The sequence below is a fragment of the Specibacter sp. RAF43 genome (assembly GCF_052114065.1).
Lineage (GTDB): Bacteria > Actinomycetota > Actinomycetes > Actinomycetales > Micrococcaceae > Specibacter.
In genome coordinates this window covers 1-15980 of the sequence record NZ_JBFREA010000002.1, presented here as the reverse complement: position 1 = coordinate 15980, position 15980 = coordinate 1, and the positions used below count along the sequence as shown (strand labels likewise).

Annotated in this window: 14 protein-coding genes and 2 tRNA genes; 5 read left to right on the top strand and 11 right to left on the bottom strand. The window is 68.1% G+C overall.

Annotated features, from left to right (window positions below):
• Positions 1–3 precede the first annotated feature (3 nt).
• The 8 genes from AB4Y80_RS01685 to AB4Y80_RS01650 form a co-directional block, all read right to left on the bottom strand.
• Positions 4–1335 (bottom strand): UDP-glucose dehydrogenase family protein, encoded by a 1332-nt coding sequence (locus tag AB4Y80_RS01685; RefSeq protein ID WP_442211562.1) that lies wholly within the window; start codon positions 1333–1335, stop codon positions 4–6.
• Positions 1332–2477: a glycosyltransferase family 4 protein gene (locus tag AB4Y80_RS01680; protein WP_442211561.1), complete on the bottom strand. Its 1146-nt coding sequence runs from the start codon at positions 2475–2477 to the stop codon at positions 1332–1334. The genes AB4Y80_RS01685 and AB4Y80_RS01680 overlap by 4 nt, the downstream gene beginning before the upstream one ends.
• Before the next feature lie 449 nt (positions 2478–2926).
• A complete protein-coding gene (locus AB4Y80_RS01675) occupies positions 2927–3553 on the bottom strand; it encodes a mycothiol-dependent nitroreductase Rv2466c family protein (protein ID WP_442211560.1) in 627 nt (208 codons plus the stop codon).
• Between the two features lie 82 nt (positions 3554–3635).
• Positions 3636–4919 carry an ATP-dependent Clp protease ATP-binding subunit ClpX gene (clpX, locus tag AB4Y80_RS01670; protein WP_442211559.1) on the bottom strand — a complete coding sequence of 428 codons (1284 nt, stop codon included), beginning with the start codon at positions 4917–4919 and terminating at the stop codon, positions 3636–3638.
• A 193-nt stretch (positions 4920–5112) separates the two neighbouring features.
• Positions 5113–5802 (bottom strand): ATP-dependent Clp protease proteolytic subunit, encoded by a 690-nt coding sequence (locus AB4Y80_RS01665; protein ID WP_442211558.1) that lies wholly within the window; start codon positions 5800–5802, stop codon positions 5113–5115.
• A gap of 37 nt (positions 5803–5839) precedes the next feature.
• Positions 5840–6460: an ATP-dependent Clp protease proteolytic subunit gene (locus AB4Y80_RS01660; RefSeq protein WP_442211557.1), complete on the bottom strand. Its 621-nt coding sequence runs from the start codon at positions 6458–6460 to the stop codon at positions 5840–5842.
• 261 nt (positions 6461–6721) lie between these two features.
• Positions 6722–8095 (bottom strand): trigger factor, encoded by a 1374-nt coding sequence (gene tig, locus AB4Y80_RS01655; protein WP_442211556.1) that lies wholly within the window; start codon positions 8093–8095, stop codon positions 6722–6724.
• Between the two features lie 86 nt (positions 8096–8181).
• Positions 8182–8254 (bottom strand) — tRNA-Pro (locus AB4Y80_RS01650).
• A gap of 147 nt (positions 8255–8401) precedes the next feature.
• On the opposite strand from AB4Y80_RS01650, the gene AB4Y80_RS01645 reads away from it, so the two are divergent.
• Positions 8402–8475, top strand: a tRNA-Gly gene (locus AB4Y80_RS01645).
• A gap of 33 nt (positions 8476–8508) precedes the next feature.
• On the opposite strand, the gene AB4Y80_RS01640 is transcribed toward AB4Y80_RS01645, so the two are convergent.
• Genes AB4Y80_RS01640 through AB4Y80_RS01630 form a run of 3 tightly spaced genes read right to left on the bottom strand, consistent with a single transcriptional unit; the run spans position 8509 to position 10988 of the window.
• Positions 8509–9468, bottom strand: a complete 960-nt coding sequence (locus AB4Y80_RS01640; protein ID WP_442211555.1) for an Fpg/Nei family DNA glycosylase — start codon at positions 9466–9468, stop codon at positions 8509–8511.
• A gap of 3 nt (positions 9469–9471) precedes the next feature.
• The gene (locus tag AB4Y80_RS01635) at positions 9472–9951 is read right to left on the bottom strand and encodes a ribose-5-phosphate isomerase (protein ID WP_442211554.1); all 480 of its coding nucleotides are present in this window, start codon (positions 9949–9951) and stop codon (positions 9472–9474) included.
• A gap of 47 nt (positions 9952–9998) precedes the next feature.
• Positions 9999–10988, bottom strand: coding sequence for a hypothetical protein (locus AB4Y80_RS01630; protein ID WP_442211553.1), 990 nt, complete (start codon positions 10986–10988; stop codon positions 9999–10001).
• A gap of 194 nt (positions 10989–11182) precedes the next feature.
• On the opposite strand from AB4Y80_RS01630, the gene pepN reads away from it, so the two are divergent.
• The 4 genes from pepN to AB4Y80_RS01610 form a co-directional block, all read left to right on the top strand.
• Positions 11183–13741 (top strand): aminopeptidase N, encoded by a 2559-nt coding sequence (gene pepN, locus AB4Y80_RS01625; protein ID WP_442211551.1) that lies wholly within the window; start codon positions 11183–11185, stop codon positions 13739–13741.
• 153 nt (positions 13742–13894) lie between these two features.
• Positions 13895–14707, top strand: a complete 813-nt coding sequence (locus tag AB4Y80_RS01620) for an SGNH/GDSL hydrolase family protein (protein ID WP_442211550.1) — start codon at positions 13895–13897, stop codon at positions 14705–14707.
• A gap of 23 nt (positions 14708–14730) precedes the next feature.
• A complete protein-coding gene (locus AB4Y80_RS01615; protein ID WP_442211549.1) occupies positions 14731–15201 on the top strand; it encodes an OsmC family protein in 471 nt (156 codons plus the stop codon).
• A gap of 88 nt (positions 15202–15289) precedes the next feature.
• A partial coding sequence (locus tag AB4Y80_RS01610; protein ID WP_442211701.1) for a mechanosensitive ion channel family protein occupies positions 15290–15980 on the top strand: 691 nt, incomplete at its 3' end.

Here is a 15980-nt window from a genome sequence, read left to right as displayed (position 1 = left end):
GCCCTAGACGGCGGCGCCGGCGTGCGCCAGCCCCCGCCCGATCCCGCAATACTCCCACCCGGCGGCGCGCCAGGCCGCCGCATCCAGGGCGTTGCGGCCGTCCAGCACCACCGGCCGCGCCACCACGGCGGCGGCCGCGGCGGGATCGAGGGCGATGAACTGCGGCCATTCGGTCAGCAGCAGGGTCAGCTCCGCGCCGCCCAAGGCCTGCACCGGATCCGCCTCGAACGCCAGTTGCGGGTACCGCAGCCAGGCGTTGGCAACCGCCCGCGGGTCGCTGACCGTCACCCGCGCCCCCTGAGCCGCGAGCTGCAGCGCAATGTCGAGGGCCGGGGAGTCCCTGATGTCGTCGGTGTTGGGCTTGAAGGCCGCGCCGAGGACGGTGACGGGTACCCCGGCAACCGAGCCGCCGCACAGCCGGACGGCGGCCTCGACCGTGCGGTACCTGGCGGCGGAGTTGATGCCGTCCACCCGGGACAGCAGCTCATCGAGGGAGTCCACGCCGCGTTCCTGGGCCTGCGCGCGGAAGGAGCGCAGGTCCTTCGGCAGGCAGCCGCCGCCAAAACCCACCCCGGCCTGCAGGTGGTTGGCGCCGATGCGCCCGTCGTGCCCGAGCCCGCGCACCAGATCGACGACGTCGGCGCCGGCCGCATCGCAAAACTCAGCCACGGCGTTGATGTAGGAGAGCTTCAGGGCCAGGAAGGCGTTCGCCGCGACCTTGATCACTTCGGCGGTGGCGTAGTTGGTGACCACCCGCGGGGTGCCGTTGCCGCGCAGGGGCGCGTACACGGCGTCGAGCGCGGCGGTCGCCCGGACGCCGCAGGGCCCCTCCGGGACGCCGTACACCAGCCGGTCCGGCGCCAGCGAGTCCTGCACGGCCGTGCCCTGCCGCAGGAACTCCGGATTCCAGGCCAGCACGGCCCCCGTGCCGGCCAGCAGGGCGGCCAGCGATTCGGCCGTCCCCACGGGGACTGTGGACTTGCCGGCCACCACCATCCCGGGCCGCAGGAACGGGCGCAGGGAGTCCACGGCCCCCATGAGCTGGGTTAGGTCGGCCGCGTTGCTGGTCTTGGCCTGCGGCGTCCCCACGCAGAGGAAATGGACCTCGGCGCCCGCCACGGCGGCGGCGTCCGTGCTGAAGGCCAGCCGCCCGCCGCGGAGCCCTGCCACGAGCAGTTCCCCCAGGCCCGGCTCGTGGAAGGGTGCCACGCCCCGGGCCAGCAGCTCGATCCTGGCGGCGTCGGAATCGAGCCCGACCACCTCATGGCCCAGGGAGGCCAGGATTGCGGCATGCACGGCGCCCAGGTAGCCGCAGCCCACAACGGATATTTTCACTTGATCCCCTTCAAGCCGGTGCCGAGCATGGAGTGCTCGGCGATTGTTTGGTCGTACAGCGCCATCAGCCGGCCGCAGACCACGGGCCAGGTGCGTCCCTGGACCGCGGCGTGGGCTGCGGCGCCGAAAGCGGACCGCTTGGCGTCATCGCCGATCAGGTCCGTGACGTAGCCGTGCAGCTGGTCGAGATCGCCCGGGGCATACAGCCATCCCGTGCGGGAGGAATCGACCAGGTCAACGGGGCCGCCGCGGCCGGTTGCCACAACGGGAACGCCGGAGGCCATCGCCTCCTGGATGGTCTGGCAGAAGGTTTCCAGCTCGCCCGGGTGGACGAACAGGTCAAGGGAGGCCATGGCGGCGGCCAGCTCGTCGCCGGCGAGAAAGCCGGTGAAGTGGGCTCGCGGCAGGATCTCCGCCAGGGCCCGGCGTTGCGGCCCGTCGCCGATGATGACCAGGCGGGTATTGGGGATTGCGGCGATCGCGGCGAGGTCCTCGACCTGCTTCTCCAGGGCCAGCCGCCCCACGTAGCCGATGATCTTCTCCCCCGCAGGTGCCACGTGCTCGCGGAACGCCCGGCTGCGCTTGCCGGGATGAAAGCGCCCGACGTCCACGCCGCGGCCCCACAGCTCCACCCGCGGAATGCCGTGGCCGCGCAGCTGCGCGATGGCATCGGTGGAGGGCGCCAGCGTCTTGCCGGCCGCCTCGTGAATGCGTGCCACGCGGCCCCACGCCCAGTTTTCAAGAAAGGGCATCCCATATTTTGCGGCATAGCCGGGGACGTCGGTTTGATAGACGGCCACGGTGGGCAGCCCGAGCTGGGCCGCGGCCCGGACGGCCCGCCATCCCAGCACGAACGGGGAGGCCAGGTGGACAATGTCCGGTTCAAAGGCGGCCAGCAGGGTCCTGACCCGGGCCACCCCGCCGACGGCGACGCGAATGGTGCGGTACCCCGTGACCGGCACGGCAGGAAGCCGCCGAACCGCGGCGCCCTCCACGACGTCGGCACCGTGTTGCGGTGTTGACGGCGCGATGACCAGGACGTCATCCCCGCGCTGCGCCAAGTGTTGGAGGATTTTCAGCAATGAATGGGTGACCCCGTTCATCTCCGGCAGGAACGACTCGGTGACTATGGCTACTCTCACGCCTCCACCGTGGCCGGTCAAGGTGGCCGGGACGGGCGGCCCAGGGAAAGCGGCGGTGAAAGGCCGGTGAATGATCGTGCCCCGACGGGCAGGCCCCCGGGCACGTCCCCGGGCAAAGGGGAAGCCCCATCAGCTTTTCGCGGTTGGTGGGGCTTCGACTTTCTGACCACGTGATGACGTCTTGTGGTCTAGTGGACTCCGTCGACTTTCAGGTCTTCTTGCCGCGTCACCGGCAACCAGTTCCTTTTTACGAGCTTCCCGCCGAAACGGTGTCTCAATTAGTAATCGGTTCTGTCACTGAATCTCTGGTGTCCCTAACCCGTTCCCGAAGGATTGGGTAGCAAGAATTATTCTCCCGTGCCGGGCCACATGCAAGAGGCCGGCGCAAATTACAATCACGTAATTTGTGCCGGCCTCTCGGCGTCAGAGCGTCAGTGAAACGAGGGTCCTCAGTCGAACTGCGGGTCCTCGGTGCGCGAGCGCTTGAGCTCGAAGAAGTACGGGAAGCCGGCCAGCGTGACCGTCGCGTCCCAGAGCCGCCCGGCGTCCTCGCCGCGCGGGATGCGGGTGATGACCGGGCCGAAGAAGGCGGTGCCGTTGAACGCCACGACCGGGGTGCCGACGTCCTGGCCCACCTTCGCCAGCCCCTCGGCGTGGCTGGCGCGCAGGGCTGCATCGTGGGCGTCGGTGGCGGCAGCACCGGCCAGCTCGGCCGGCAGACCGACCTCGGCCAGCGCCTTGGCGATGACGTCCGTCAGGTCCTTGTTGCCTTCCTGATGGATGAGGGTCCCCATGGCATCATAAAGGGGCTTGATGACCTGGTTTCCGTGCGCGGCCGCCGCGGCCGTGATCACCCGGACGGGGCCCCAGGCCCGGCCCACCAGCTCCTTGTAGTCCGCGGAAATGTCGTCGCGGTGCTCGTTGAGCACCGAAAGGCTCATCACGTGCCAGTCCACGCTGATGTTGCGCACGGTCTCCACCTCGCCGATCCAGCGGGACGTCACCCAGGCGAACGGGCAGATGGGATCAAACCAAAAGTCGGCTTGTTCGCGGGCGGTTACGGCATTTTCAGACACGGAAGTCTCCTCGGTTGGGGGCACGGTTTGCGCGGGGCCCTGCGCCGCTGCGGCGCATTCCCTCACTGGGCACAACGGAAAGTCAGGCCGACTTGTTCCGGCGCTTGGCCACGACCTCGTGCGGGATCAGGTTCGGCTCCGCCGACTTATTCACGACGTCGGCGGTGACCATGACCGTGGCGATGTCCTCGCGGCTGGGCAGGTCAAACATGACCGGCAGCAAGACCTCCTCCAGGATGGCCCGCAGCCCGCGGGCGCCGGTCCCCCGGGCCAGGGCGAGATCGGCGATGGCGGCCAGGGCCTCGTCGTCAAACTCGAGGTCCACGCCGTCGAGGGTGAACATCTTCTGGTACTGCTTCACCAGCGCGTTCTTCGGCTCCGTGAGGATCTGGATCAGGGCCGTGCGGTCCAGCTGGGTGACGGTGGTGATTACCGGCAGCCGGCCGATGAACTCCGGGATCAGCCCGAACTTGAGCAGGTCCTCGGGCATGACGTCCGCGTAGCTGGCGTCGGATTGCTTGAGCGCGCTCAGCGGGGCGCCAAAGCCGATGCCCTTCTTCCCGGCCCGGGACCCAATGATCTCCTCCAGCCCGGCAAAGGCGCCGGCCACGATGAACAGCACATTGGTGGTGTCGATCTGGATGAATTCCTGGTGCGGGTGCTTGCGCCCGCCCTGCGGCGGGACGGAGGCGATGGTGCCCTCCAGGATTTTCAGCAGCGCCTGCTGCACGCCCTCCCCGGAGACGTCCCGGGTGATGGAGGGGTTTTCGCTCTTGCGCGAGATCTTGTCGATCTCGTCGATGTAGATGATGCCCTGCTCGGCCTTCTTGACGTCGAAGTCGGCGGCCTGGATGAGCTTGAGCAGGATGTTTTCCACATCCTCGCCAACGTAGCCCGCCTCGGTGAGGGCGGTGGCGTCCGCGACGGCGAACGGGACGTTCAGCCGACGGGCCAGGGTCTGGGCCAGGTAGGTCTTCCCGCAGCCGGTGGGCCCGACGAGGAGGATGTTCGACTTGGCGATCTCGACGTCGTCGTGGAGGCCGCCGGCCAGCGCCCCGCCCTTGGCATGCCCGGACTGGATGCGTTTGTAGTGGTTGTAGACGGCCACGGCCAGGGAGCGCTTGGCCGGTTCCTGACCGATGACGTATTCCTGCAGGAAGTCAAAGATTTCCCGCGGCTTGGGGAGTTCAAAGCTGTCCAGGTCCGCCACCTCGGCCAGTTCTTCATCGATGATCTCGTTGCACAGTTCAATGCATTCGTCGCAGATGTAGACGCCCGGGCCGGCGATGAGCTTGCGGACTTGCTTCTGGCTCTTGCCGCAAAAGGAACACTTCAGCAGATCGGTGCTTTCGCCCATCCTGGCCATGAATGTGTCCTTCCATAAACGACGCGACGGCGGATGCCGCGGTCATTGACTTACCTCGGGTCACGTCAGCGCGGGGCCGAAGTGCATTGCATGCTACGTTCCACTCTAGGCCAAGGCCCTGACATTCCGTGGAAGCCAAACGCCGGAACAGAACACTTTTCTGTGGCCTGTCCCGGCGTATCGTCCCGCCGTTCTAGCGGGTGATGGCGGACTGCTTGATCTTGCGCGGTTCCAGCACCTCATCGATCAGGCCGTATTCCTTGGCCTGCTCGGCGGTGAGGATGTTGTCGCGCTCGATGTCGTTGCTGACCTGCTCCGGAGTGCGCCCCGAGTGTCCCGACAAGGTGTTCTCGAGCCACTCGCGCATCCGCATGACCTCATTGGCCTGGATCTCCAGGTCGGAAGCCTGGCCGCCCTGGCCGCCGGAGAGGGCCGGCTGGTGAATCAGGACGCGGGCGTTGGGCAGCGCCAGGCGCTTGCCGGGGGCGCCGGCGGCGAGGAGGACCGCCGCCGCACTGGCCGCCTGGCCCAGGCAGACCGTCTGGACTTCCGGGCGGATGAACTGCATGGTGTCGTAAATGGCCGTCATGGCGGTGAAGGAGCCGCCGGGCGAGTTGATGTAGAGGGTGATGTCGCGGTCCGGGTCGGTGGACTCGAGCACCAACAGCTGGGCCATGACGTCATCGGCCGAGGCGTCGTCAACCTGGACGCCCAGGAAGATGATGCGGTCCTCGAACAATTTCGTGTACGGGTCCTGGCGCTTGAAGCCGTACGGGGTGCGCTCCTCAAATTGCGGCAGGACGTAGCGGCTGGTGGGAAGGTCCCCGGCGGTGCGGCCGTAGCCGGCGCTGCCGAATGCTGTACCGCCAAAGTTGTAAGTCATTGTCTTTGCTCCTGAAATCTCTTCTGCCCGGGCCGGTCTACTTGGCGTTCGTTCCGCCGCCACCGGCGACGGTGCCCGCGTGCCGGCTGATCTTGTCAAAGAAGCCGTATTCCAGGGCTTCCTCGGCCGTGAACCATTTGTCGCGGTCATTGTCCTTGAGGATCTTCTCCACGGGCTGCCCGGTCTGATCCGCCGTAAGCTCCGCCATGACCTTTTTCATGTGCAGGATCAGCTCGGCCTGGATCTTGATGTCCGAGGCCGTGCCGCCAATGCCGCCGGAAGGCTGGTGCATCAGGATGCGGGCGTTGGGGGTGGCGTACCGCTTGCCCTTGGTGCCGGAGGAGAGCAGGAACTGCCCCATCGAGGCCGCGAGTCCGGTTGCCACGGTGACGACGTCGTTCGGGATGAACTCCATGGTGTCGTAGATGGCCATGCCGGCCGTCACGGAGCCGCCGGGTGAGTTGATGTAAAGGTAGATGTCCTTTTCCGGATCCTCGGCCGAGAGCAGCAGCAGCTGGGAGCAGATGACGTTGGCGTTCTCGTCGCGCACCTCCGAGCCCAACCAGATGATGCGTTCCTTGAGCAGGCGGTTGTAAATATAATCGTCACGGCCCGACGGGTCCGCAGCGGCCATCGTCGGTGTGCTGTGCTGTGCCATGGTGGACTTACCTCTCCTTCGTGCGGTCCGTTGGCCTGCAGCCACAGCCGGCAGGTGCCGATGCGCCCTAAGCCAATGCGGACCATCACTAATCTTCGCTACTTGGACAGTAGCCGTTTTCGGCGGCCATTTGTTTCCCAAAACAGCGCTGTTCGCTGACGGCGCACGTTTGCCGAACACGGCCCGGCGGGAAAACAAAAAACCGTTGCCGGCCCCCACGGGGGCCGGCAACGGCGTGAAATGTGTCCCGCGCGGCGGGGACTAGATGCGGGCTTCGCCCGGATCGACGACGGCGGTCGGCTCGATGACCTGCTCGGCCGGCTCGGTCTCGGTCTCGTCCTCCTCGGAGGCGACGGTGACGAAGTCGGTGAGGTCGACGACGTCGCCCTTGGTGTCCTTCACGGCGGCCTTGGCCAGGACGGCGGCCAGGGCCTTGCGGCGGCGCACCTCGCCCACGATCATGCTGACCTGGCCGGAGGAGTCCAGCATCTGGGCGAACTGGTTCGGGTCCATGCCGTACTGGCTGGCGGAGGAGACGATGTAGTCGATCAGTTCGGCCTGGCTGACACCGATTTCCTCCTTCTCGGCGATGGCGTCGAGGATGATCTCATTGCGGAAGGCACGCTCGGTGTTTTCCTTGACCTCGGCGCGGTGCTCCTCGGTGTCGTGGTCCTCGCCGTGGGAGTTCTCGGGGCGGAAGTGCTGCTCGAGCTGCTCGGTCACCACGGATTCGGGCACGGGCACCTCGATGAGCTCAACGAGCTTGTCCAGGACCTTGTCCCGGGCCTCCACGCCCTGCTCCATCGTCTTGGCGTCGGCGGCCTGCTTGGCCAGGTCCTCGCGCAGTTCGGCAATGGTGTCGAACTCGGAGGCGAGCTGGGCAAAGTCGTCGTTGGCCTCGGGCAGTTCGCGAACCTTGACGGCGGTGACCTTCACGGTGACCTGGGCGGCCTCGCCGGCGTGATCGCCGCCGGCCAGCTTGGTCTCGAAGATGGCCTCCTCACCGGCACTCAGGCCGGTGGCGGCCTCGTCCAGGCCCTCGAGCATGTTCCCGGCGCCGATCTGGTAGGAGAGGTCGGACGCGGAGTCAACCTCGTCGCCGTCGATCTTGGCGGAGATGTCAATGGTGAGGAAGTCGCCGTCGGCGGCGGGGCGGTCCTCGGCCTTGAGGGTGCCGAAGCGCCCGCGCAGCTCGTCAAGGGCCTTGTCGGTGTCGGCGTCGGTGGCCTCGGCGGCCTCCACCTCGACCTCGATGCCTTCGTAGTCGGGCAGTTCGATCTCCGGGCGGATGTCGATCTCGACGTGGAACTTCAGCTCGCCGTCCGTGGCGGTCGGGTCCGGCACCTCGGTGATTTCCACCTCGGGGCGGCTGAGCGGGCTGATGCCGGTCTCGGTGACGGCGCTCTGGTACCAGCCGTTAAGGCCCTCATTGATGGCCGTCTCCAGGACGTAGCCGCGGCCAACGCGCTGATCGATCAGCTTGTTGGGGACCTTGCCCTTGCGGAAACCAGGCACCTGGACCTGTGTGGCAATCGTCTTATAAGCCTCTGCAATGCTGGGCTTCAATTCCTCAAAGGAAACCTCAACGTTGAGCTTTACCCGAGTGGGCGTGAGGTTTTCGACAGCGCTCTTCACAGCGTGGTACTCCTGATGGTCTGTTGGCGGATGTTAGGCACCAGCACAGGGCAGTCACGGACCAACGTGAACCGAATAATGCTGAGTCGGGGCGACAGGACTCGAACCTGCGGTCTCCTGCTCCCAAAGCAGGCGCGCTAGCCACTACGCTACGCCCCGTAGTGCCCGCAACAGTCTACGGGCAAAACTTCACCGATGCACAATCTGCCCGGGCGTTCGCGCAGGAGCATTGGCCGCGGTGGATTTGCCGGTGGGGTGGGGCGTTGCTAGTATCGAGGAGTTGTCCGGCCGCGTGCCGGAAAATCCGGGGGCGTAGCTTAATGGTAAAGCCTCAGTCTTCCAAACTGATTACGCGGGTTCGATTCCCGTCGCCCCCTCCACACCAAAACCCCCGGCCGTTGCGGCCGGGGGTTTTATTGTTGGCAGCCCGGGCGCTGGCAGCCCGGGCACCAATACAGTTTCCGCCCGGCCACTTCCCTCAAGGCGATCTCGGTGCCGCAGCGCCGGCACGGCAGCCCGTTGCGCTTGTAGACGTAGTGGGCGTCCGCCACGGGCACGTCCCGGTTGGGCCTGCCGCGGCCCGTCCCCACCCCGGCGGCCACGCCCGGACCGGATGCCAGGTCCGCCGGCAGGGTGGTGATGATGCGCCCGTCGCGGACGCCGTCGCGCATGATCGCGGCAATGTCATCCCACAGCGCCGCCGCCTCCTGGGGCGGCAGGGACCGGCCGGGCCGCAAGGGATCCAGGCCGCGGCGGAACAACGCCTCGGCCCGGTACACATTGCCCACCCCGGCCAGGATGTCCTGCTTCATCAGCAGCACGCCAAGGCCGGTGCCGGAGGCCCGGAGGCGGCGGATGAACTCCTCCCGGTCCCCCGGCAGGTTGTGCAGCGGATCGGGGCCCAGCTTCGCCCGGGAGGCCGCCGCCTCGGCCGGCGTGAGGACCTCGCAGGCCGTGGGGCCGCGCAGGTCCGCCCAGCCGTGCGCGGACACCAGGCGCACCCGGACGGCGCCCCTGGGCTCCGGCGGGCCCGCGTACCGGGAGGCAGTGTCTCCATCGGGCTGGCTTGCTCCGCCCAGCTCCTGTTCGCCGATCCGCCGGGGCGCGCCGATGCTCGAGGCGCCGGTGAACGTGGCGTCGCCGCCGAAGTCCCACGCCCCGTACAGGCCCAGGTGCACGCGCAGGACGAGGTCGTGCGAGAACGCCAGGAACAGCTGCTTGCCGTGCGCGTCGGCGCGCTCGAGCGTGTGGCCGTCCAGGCGGGCGGCGCCGGCGCTGAACTTCCCCTGCGGGCTGGAGACGGCCAGTTCGGCGCCGCGAAAGACGTCCCGGAACTGCCGCGCCAGCCGGTGGACGGAGTGGCCCTCCGGCATCGGCTAGTCGACCAGCTCGCCGGTGGTCTCGTAGGCGGCAATCTTGTTGATGCGGCGCACATGGCGTTCGGCGTTGCTGAAGGGTTCGGCCAGGAAGGCCTCGATGATCGCGGTGGCCTCGTCCAGGCTGTGCTGGCGGCCGCCCACGGCCACCAGGTTCGCGTCGTTGTGCTCGCGGGCCAGCTTGGCCGTCTCCAGGTTCCAGGCCAGGGCCGCGCGGGCGCCCTTGACCTTGTTGGCGGCGATCTGCTCGCCGTTGCCGGAGCCGCCGAGCACGATTCCCAAGGCATCCACCCCGGCGGCCCGATCGGCCACCACGGCCCGGGCGGCGTTGATGCAGAAGAACGGGTAGTCGTCCTCGGCGTCGTATTCGGCCGGCCCGTGGTCGACCATCTCGTAGCCCTTGGCCGACAACGCGGTGATGAGGTGGGCGCTAAGTTCCATGCCGGCGTGGTCGGTGGCGATGTGCACGCGAGTTGTCATTGCGGGTCCAATCAGGTGGTGGGGGAAGTCCCTGCCAAGCCTACCGGCTACTCCGTAGCCGGCTTCCCGGCGCGGCGGTTGAGGATGGCGGCGGCGGCGTCGGCGGTGTCGAGGTCCGGGGCGCCCACCACGGCCCGGCCGCCGTCGCCCTGCCGCAGCACGACGGCGGCGCCCGAGGCGGCCAGGAACGACGCCGAGCCGCCGCGCCGGCTCAGGCCCCAGCCGCCGTGGTCCCGGGCCGCGACGACGAGCGAGACAGCCGCGTCGATCCCGGTGCAGGGGATGACCAGCACCGGCAGCAGCCCGGCCAGCTTGACGGTCAGCGCGGTGCGGTCAATGTGCACGGTGGCGCACAGGGCGCCCACCACGGCCACGGCCACCAGCGTGGTGACCAGCAGCAGCCACGGGCTCAGGATCGAGAGCACGGAGCCGGGCAGCAGACCACACAGCACGATCATGATGATGACGGAGCTGCGCGGGTGGATCACGTAGCCCAGCCGGTCCCGGGCGGCGTCCGGATCTGCCTCCAGGTCCAGGACCTCGGCGAGCGCGGCGTCGTCGGCGGGCGTCCATTGTTCGTCGGGCTTGAACGTCAAAGCCAGCACCACGCCCATGGCGGCCGCCAGCCCGCACCCCATCAGCGCCACGTAGCCGTCCACGCGCTGGACCGCGGCCCCGCCCTGGACGGACTGCCCCAACAGGGCGGCGGCAAACAGGGTCGCGGACGCCAGCTGCAGGGCCATGCCGACGCCCAGCAGCACGCGGCGCAGCTGGCGCGGCAGCGTTGTCCGCGCGCCCTGCGTGCCGACGCCGATTCCCAGGAGCAGGGTGAGCGCCACGGCCACCGCCAGGAACGCGGGCACAGGCAGCGGGCCCCCGCCCGTGGGCAGCTCGACGCCGCGCGGTAGTGCCCCGGCCAGCAAGAGGCCCCCGATCACCAATCCAAGGCACAGCAGCACCGGGAAAATGATGGCGAAACGCAGCGCGCGGGCATCCACGCGCCGGCCGTTGTTGTTCTCCGCTGCAGGTACGTCCATGGGCACTACTTTTTCACACCGGCGGCGCGGACGCAGGCGGCGACCCGCGCACAGGGCCCGGTACAGGCACGCCCACGCCATGCGGCCGTGGCGCCTGACACATCCCCACCCATAAAGTGCAAGAATAATTGCTATCTGGCCGGAGCATCGAGGCGCCGGCACCTGTCCACCGACCTCCATCGAAAGGCATCACCATGCCCGGCATGAACCTGACCCGTGCGGAAGCCATCGAGCGCTCCGCCCTCCTGAGCGCCGAATCGTACGACGTCACCTTGGACCTGAGCCGGTCCGGCGATACCTTCGGCTCCACCACCACGGTGACGTTCAGCGCCACGGAAGGGGCGGCGTCGTTCATTGACGCCGTCACCGACAAGGTGCACAAGGTGACCCTCAACGGGGTCGAGCTGGACCCGTCCGAGGTCTCCGACGGCATACGCATCCAGCTGCCCGGGCTCGCCGCGCACAACGTGCTCACCATCGAATCCGACGCCGTGTACATGAACACGGGCGAGGGACTGCACCGGTTCGTGGACCCGGTGGACAACGAGGTCTACCTGTACAGCCAGTTCGAGGTCCCGGACAGCCGGCGCATGTTCGCCGTCTTTGAACAGCCCGACCAAAAGGCCGTGTTCACCTTCCACATCACCGCCCCGGCGCACTGGGACGTCATCTCCAACTCCCCCACCCCCGCCCCCGTCGAGGTGGGCGACGGCACGGCCGTCTGGCACTTCGAGCCGACCCTGAAGATCTCCTCCTACATCACCGCACTGATCGCCGGCCCGTACGAGTCCGTGCGCAGCGAACTGACCAGCTCGGACGGGCGCACCATCCCGCTGGGCGTCTTCGCGCGCAAGTCCCTGATGCAGTACATGGACGCGGAGAACGTGTTTGAGCTGACCCGGCAGGGCTTTGAATTCTTTGAGAAGCAGTTCGGCACCCCGTACCCGTTCCCCAAGTACGACCAGCTGTTCGTCCCCGAGTTCAACGCCGGCGCCATGGAAAACGCCGGGGCCGTGACGTTCCTGGAAAGCTACGTGTTCCGCTCCAAGGTCACCGACGCCACGGTGGAGCGCCGCGCCATCACCATCTTGCACGAGCTCGCCCACATGTGGTTCGGCGACCTCGTGACCATGCGCTGGTGGAACGACCTGTGGCTCAACGAGTCCTTTGCCGAGTTCATGTCCACGCTGGCCGCCGCCGAGAACACCAAGTACGTCGACTCCTGGACCACGTTCTCCTCGCTGGAGAAGAGCTGGGCGTACCGCCAGGACCAGCTCCCGACCACCCACCCCATCACGGCCGAGATCACGGACCTGGAGGACGTGCTGGTCAACTTTGACGGCATCACCTACGCCAAGGGCGCCTCCGTGCTGCGCCAGCTGGTGGCGTGGGTGGGCCAGGAGGAGTTCATGGCCGGGGTGCGCGCCTACTTCGGCAAGCACGCCTGGGGCAACACCGAGTTGAGCGACTTGATGGTGGAGCTGGAGGCCGCCAGCGGCCGCGACCTGTCCACCTGGACCGAAAAGTGGCTGGAGACGGCCGGGGTCAACACCTTCAAGCCCGCCGTGGAGGTGGACGACGACGGCGCCATCACCTCGTTCGCGATCCTCCAGTCCGCCGTCGCCGAGCATCCCACGCTGCGCCCGCACCGGGCCGCGGTCGGCTTCTACGACCTCGCCGCCGACGGCGAGGACGCCGGCAAGCTGGTGCGCACGCACCGCGTGGAACTTGACGTGGACGGCGCCCGCACCGAGATCCCGTCCCTGGTGGGCCGGGCCCGGCCGGCGCTGATCCTGCTCAACGACGACGACCTCGCCTACGCCAAGATCCGCCTCGACCCGGTGTCCCTGGCCACGGCGAAGGCGCACCTGAAGGACTTCCGCCACTCCCTGCCCCGCACGCTCGTCGCGGCGTCGGCCTGGGATGCCGCCCGCGACGGCGAGACCCCGGCCCGCGAGTACGTCGAGCTGGTGCTGGCCAACGTCGGCTACGAGAGCGACTCGACCGTGATCACGGTGCTGTTGCGCCAGCTGGCCACGGCCCTGCACTACTACGTTGCCCCGGAGCACCAAAAGGACGCCGGGATTGCCGCGGCCGCCACCCTGCGGGAGCTGGCCCGGGCCGCGGAGGCCGGCTCCGACGCCCAGCTGCAGTTTGTGAAGTCCTTTGCCGCCCTGGCCCAGTCCGGCGAGCAGCTGGACACCGTCGCGGCCCTGCTCGACGGCACGGAATCCCTGGACGGGCTGGCGATCGACCAGGACTTGCGCTGGGAATTGCTGACGTCATTGGTGGCCGGCGGCCGGGCCGGCCAGGAGAGCATCGACGCCGAACTGGCCCGGGACAACACCCAGACCGGGCAGCTGGCGGCGGCCACCGCGGCGGCGGCCCTCCCCACCCCGGAGGCCAAGGCCGCCACGTGGGAGTCCGTCGTCGTCCGGGGCGAGCATGCCAACGCCATCCAGCGCGCGGCCATCACCGGGTTCGGCCGGGTGTGGGACACCTCCTTGCTGGAGCCCTACGTGACCAGGTACTTTGCCGCGATCCGACAGGTCTGGGCGGAGAAGTCGTACGAGACCAGCTCCACCATCATCACCGGGCTGTACCCGACGCAACTGGTGGCCCAGTCGACCCTGGATGCCACGGACGCGTTCCTGGCCGAGCTCGGCGACCAGACCCCGGCGCTGCGCCGGCTCGTGGTGGAGAGCCGCGACGCCGTCGTGCGGGCCCTGAAGGCCCAGGCCGCGGACAAGTAACCGACTCCAAGGATGCGTCCGTCCGGGCCGGAAACGGCGTGGACGGACGCATTTTTGCCCGTGTTTGGTGCGGGCGGCGGGCCGCGCGGCCGCCCCGAAAATCCAGTGCCGTACAGTCTATCCGCCGCCCGGTTCCTGGGGTAGCTTCAGGTCATGAAACCACATTCAGTGAAGAAACTTGGTGCGCGCCTGGGCGCCGCAATGGCGCTTGCCGGCGGACTCGTCCTGGGCTTGGCCGGCGCCCCGGCCCTGGCGGTTTCGCAGCCCGTCACGTACACGGTGCTTGGCGATTCATACTCCGCGGGATCCGGCGGTGGGGACGAATCGGGCCCCTGCCTGCAAAGCCCCCACGGCTACGCCAACGACTACGCCGCCGCCACGCACCAGGTCCTGCTGAACCTGGCCTGCTACGGGGCCACGATCGAGCAGGTTGGTGCGACGCAGGTCCCCGCCATCCCCTCGACCACCCGGCTCATCACGCTGACCGTAGGTGCCAACGACATCGGCACGGGGGCGGTCTCCGCCGCCTGCCTGGCCGGCCCGCAGACTCCCGCCTGCAAGGCCGCGCTGAGCAATGCGCTGACGCAGCTGACCAAGCTGCCGACCAAGATCAAGGCGCTGGTGAAGCTGATCAAGGCCAAGGCGCCCCGGGCCAAGCTGGCGTTCGTGGGATATCCGCGGCTCTTTGAACCGGCCAACATGGCGGCCCTGGGCTACCCGGCCGACCAGGTCCAGACGGCCAAGACGCTCAACGGTGCGGCGGATCTGCTCAACGCGGTCGTGGCCGTCAGCGCCCTGACCAACGGCGCCCGCTTTGTGCCGGTCGCCTGGAAGTTCGCCGGGCACGGCATCCCGTCCGCGGACCAGTGGCTGATCGCCCCGTTTGGACCCAGCCCGTTCGCGTTCCATCCCAATACCCGGGGCTACCTGCTCGGATACACCGCGGCACTGGGGGTCTTCCTCTAGCGCCGGCTGGTTATGCTGAAGTCATGGCCAGCAGCGAACACCACTACGAAGTCAATGTTTTTTGGACCGGCAACCGCGGAACCGGCACCTCCGGCTACAAGGAATACGGCCGTGACCACTCGGTCACGGCCGCCGGCGTGCCCACCCTGCTGGGCTCCGCCGACCGCACCTTCCATGGCGAGAGGGAACGCTGGAATCCCGAGCTGCTGCTGGTGACCGCCCTATCCCAGTGCCACATGCTCTCCTACCTGCACGTGGCCGTCACGCACGGGGTGGTGGTGACCAAGTACCAGGACGCGGCCGGGGGAACCATGGTGCTCAACGCCGACGGCAGCGGCCAGTTCAGCTCCGTCACGCTGCGCCCGCGGATCTCCGTGGCGGACCCCAAGACGGTCGAACTCGCCCTGTCGCTGCACGCGGAGGCCGCCCGCAAGTGCTTCATCGCGCGCAGCGTGAACTTCCCCGTCCACCACGAACCGGGGCTGCTGGACTAAACGCGCCCCGTTCGGGCGCTAGGGTTAAGGGAGAAGACTCCCGCCCCCGAGCCGCACCCGAAAGATACCAGGTGATTGACGCGTGCCCCTGAATTCCCTTGAAGCCGCCGGCAACACTTTTCTGGAAAACCTGCTCCAGGCCGGCATCGCGCTGGGCATTGCCCTGCTGGCCTGGCTGATGGTGCACTACCTGATCCACCTGGTGGTCAAGCGGGCGCAGGCCGAACCGGGCGCCTGGCACCAGCGCGGCTTTGGCTGGGTCCGGCCCGTCTTCCGCAACCTGACCCCCCTGATGCGGGCCCTGGACAACGAGCGGCGCGTCCAGCGCGCCAAGACCATCGGCTCCCTGCTGAACTCCATCCTCACCGTGATCGTGGTGGTCGTGACCGGGTTCTACGTGCTGCTCGCATTCGAGGTGAACATCACCCCGCTTCTGGCCAGCGTCGGCGTGGTGGGCATCGCGATCGGTTTTGGCTGCCAGCAGCTGATCCGCGATTTCCTGGCCGGGATCTTCATCACCATCGAGGACCAGTACGGCATCGGCGACGTCATCGAGACCAGCGAGGTGGTGGGCCGGGTGGAGTCCGTGGGGCTGCGCATCACCCGCGTCCTGGCCGAGGACGGCACCATCTGGTACCTGCGCAACGGCGAGATCCTGCGCCTGGGCAACCGCTCCCAGGGCACGTACACGCCTCCCGAGCCCGACGACGGGCCGGCCCCCGCCGCCGCCGGCTTGGGCGCGGCGCCGGGCATGGCCACGGCGCCCGCGGCGGGCGGGC